Here is a 2,731-nt window from a genome sequence, read left to right as displayed (position 1 = left end):
TTTAAACAACTGCAAGCGGCCGGTTTAACTCCCGATAAATATCCGGTCATGTCGGTGAGTGTTGCCGAGGAAGAAGTTAAACAAATCGGTAAGGAATATCTCCTCGGTCAATACGCTTGCTGGAACTATTTCCAAACCGTAGATACCCCCGCTAACAAAAAATTTGTTGAGGCTTTTCGAGCTAAATTCGGTCAGGAGCGCGTCACTAACGACCCGATGGAAGCGGCCTACATCATGGTCTATCTCTGGAAGCAAGCGGTGGAACAAGCGGCAACCGCCGATGATCTCGACAAAGTTCGCGCCGCAGCCGTAGGACAGAAATTCGATGCTCCCGAAGGACCGGTGGAAATGTTCCCCAATCATCATATCTCCAAAACCGTCCGCATTGGTCAGGTGAGAGATGATGGTCTATTTAACATCGTTTGGTCAACTCCGGGGGTAGTGGATCCGCAACCCTGGAACCAATTTGTCCCCGAAACTAAGGGCTTTGCCTGTGACTGGACGGATCCGGCTAAGGGCGGTAAGTTCAAAATGGAAAAATCCTAGTTTTAGGAATTTTTCTGGACAATAACGAGGGTGAGGTGGGCATTACTGTTCACCCCTCTTTTTAAACCTTAAAAATGCACGGGAATAAGGAAAAGTGTCAGCATTATTAGAAGGATTATTTAATGGTATTAGCATCGGTTCTGTGCTATTGCTGGCCGCTTTAGGACTAGCGATTGTCTTTGGACTGATGGGGGTAATTAATCTCGCTCACGGTGAGTTAATGATGTTAGGGGCTTATACTACTTTTGTGGTGCAGAATATCTTTAAAGGTTTCGGTTCTCCCCTCTTTGATACTTATGTTTTATTCGCCCTACCGATCGCTTTTTTGGTGTCGGGATTGGCAGGATTATTATTAGAAAGGGGGGTGATTAGGTTCCTCTACGGCAGACCCCTAGAAACGCTGCTGGCTACTTGGGGAGTCAGCTTAATTCTGCAGCAATTTGTCAGAAGTGTCAACGGCTTATTAGTAATTAGTTTGATAGTTTTCTGTCTGTTATTTTTTGGGGCGATGACGCTGTTAAGTCGTCGCCTAGATTGGGAGAGAATTCGCAATTTAGCTATTGGTATCACCCTGCCTTTATCCCTAGCTATCGCTGGATTATTAGGCTATCTTTTATCTTTTAATCCGGTTCTCGCTCGACCCTGGTTTAGTGCCAGAAACGTCGATGTCACCGCTCCTGTTTGGTTACGGGGAGGTTTACCTTTACCCGGTTTTCAAATGCCCTACACCCGTCTATTTATTATCATTTTAACTGCCATTTGTTTGTTAGGAACCTATTGGTTTTTAAATAAATCTTCTTGGGGTTTACGCATTCGTGCCGTCACCCAAAATCGCCAGATGAGTTCCTGTTTAGGCATTCCCACTAATCAAGTGGATGCTTTGACTTTTGCCCTCGGTTCGGGATTAGCTGGAGTTGCCGGTTGTGCGATTAGTTTCTTGGGTTCCGTAGGTCCAAACGTGGGACAAAATTATATCGTTGATACCTTCATGGTAGTGGTGGTGGGGGGAGTGGGTAATCTCCTGGGAACTATTATCGCAGCTATGGCCATCGGTGTGGCTAATTATTTAATTGGTTCGGGAACTTTTGCCCTGATTTTTGGTTCCGTAGAAGCACTAAAACCCCTAACGGATTTCTTCACCTTTTTCTCCACCACTAGCATGGCAAAAGTGATGATTTTTGCTTTAATTATTGCTTTCTTGCAATTCAAACCTGCGGGAATTTTTCCTCCTAAAGGACGTACTGCCGAGTTATAGATTATGATTAGCGAAACCATCACTAGAAACGAATCCCGACAACGGGAAAAGAAAAAGTTAATCACGGAAATCGCTGTTATTGTTGGTTTAGTGGTCATCTTTGCGGTGTTACTGCCCTTAGCTTTGTCGGCTTTCCGCTTGCGTTTATTGGGGCGATTTCTTTCCCTCGCTATTGTTGCTTTGGGGATAGATTTAATCTGGGGTTATACGGGTTTATTAAGTCTTGGTCATGGCATCTTTTTTGCCCTCGGTGGTTACGCTTTGGCCATGTACCTAAATCTTCAGTTACCCCCCGGACAAATGCCCGAATTTTTTACTCTCTACGGGGTGACAGAATTACCTTTTATTTGGCAACCTTTTTATTCCCTACCTTTGACAATTCTAGCCCTAATTATCGTACCAGCGATCGTGGCAGGATTATTGGGTTATTTAATCTTCCGCAACCGCATTAAAGGGGTTTATTTTTCGATTTTAACCCAAGCGGCTTTACTGGTATTTTTTAACTTTTTTAACGGTCAACAGAAGTTAATTAACGGCACTAATGGCTTAAAAACCGATACCCAAACAATTTTCGGTTTGCTGGTGGGTTCCGATGCCGTTCAAGTGGCCTTTTATTTACTCACAATTGTCTGTTTACTGGCTATTTATCTGCTCTGTCGTTGGTTAACTACCGGCAGATTTGGGCGCTTGTTAGTCGCCATTCGCGATGATGAGGTGCGTGTCCGTTTTTCCGGTTATGATCCTACTTGGTTTAAGGTGTTAGTTTTTGCCATTTCTGGGGCGATTGCCGGTGTTGCCGGCGCTCTTTATACCGTGCAAACGGGAATTATCACCCCTAACTCTATGGATGTGGCTTTTTCCATTGAAATGGTGATTTGGGTGGCTGTGGGGGGACGTGCTACCCTTGTGGGGGCAGTTGTCGGTACTTTA

3 protein-coding genes are annotated in these 2,731 nt (G+C 44.7%); all 3 read left to right on the top strand.

Annotated elements, in window-relative coordinates:
* The coding region (locus tag PX482_RS04700) for a transporter substrate-binding protein (RefSeq protein ID WP_288122136.1) at positions 1-546 on the top strand (546 nt) is incomplete at its 5' end.
* Between the two features lie 94 nt (positions 547-640).
* A complete protein-coding gene (locus tag PX482_RS04695; protein WP_288028048.1) occupies positions 641-1,801 on the top strand; it encodes an ABC transporter permease subunit in 1,161 nt (386 codons plus the stop codon).
* 3 nt (positions 1,802-1,804) lie between these two features.
* A partial coding sequence (urtC, locus tag PX482_RS04690; protein ID WP_288122134.1) for an urea ABC transporter permease subunit UrtC occupies positions 1,805-2,731 on the top strand: 927 nt, incomplete at its 3' end.

This window comes from Microcystis sp. M53602_WE12 (genome assembly GCF_030065455.1).
Classification (GTDB): Bacteria; Cyanobacteriota; Cyanobacteriia; order Cyanobacteriales; family Microcystaceae; genus Microcystis; species Microcystis aeruginosa.
This window is presented reverse-complemented; position numbering and strand designations above follow the sequence as displayed.